Origin of the sequence: Corallococcus exercitus, from assembly GCF_003611585.1 — a bacterium.
Lineage (GTDB): Bacteria > Myxococcota > Myxococcia > Myxococcales > Myxococcaceae > Corallococcus > Corallococcus exercitus.
The window spans coordinates 1-423 of sequence record NZ_RAVW01000911.1 but is presented as its reverse complement, the minus strand read 5'-3'; the positions used below and the strand labels follow the sequence as shown (position 1 = coordinate 423).

General features: G+C 43.3%; 2 tRNA genes. Both read right to left on the bottom strand.

The features are described from left to right. Positions 1 to 74: 74 nt before the first annotated feature. Positions 75 to 149 (bottom strand) — tRNA-Gly (locus D7W79_RS42830). Positions 150 to 152: 3 nt separating this feature from the next. Next, positions 153 to 228: transfer RNA gene (locus tag D7W79_RS42825), tRNA-Thr, on the bottom strand. Positions 229 to 423 lie beyond the last annotated feature (195 nt).

The following is a 423-nucleotide window of genomic DNA, read 5'->3' as shown; positions in this document are numbered from 1 at the left end:
GGTAAGGAGTTAGGGTAAAACATCCCACACATATAATGTGTCAGTGCCTGAAACAGCCTAGCATCGTCCTCTGCTGGAGCGGGTAGCGGGAATTGAACCCGCATCATCAGCTTGGAAGGCTGAGGTAATAGCCATTATACGATACCCGCATATGGTGCCGACTACCGGAATCGAACTGGTGACCTACTGATTACAAGTAAGTTGCTCTACCTACTGAGCTAAGTCGGCGTTAATTGGTTCCTCGGAAGTATCGTGGCCGAGCAATGGAAACCCCCTCCTCAGAACCGCTTCAGATAATACTGACGACATTAAAACTTTCAACCCAAAGAAACACAATTGCTATAAATTTATCTTTTTGTTTTTTTATAAGCAAATTGACATTTACCCCGGATAAATTGATTTTTACGCAGTGCTATATAAAAG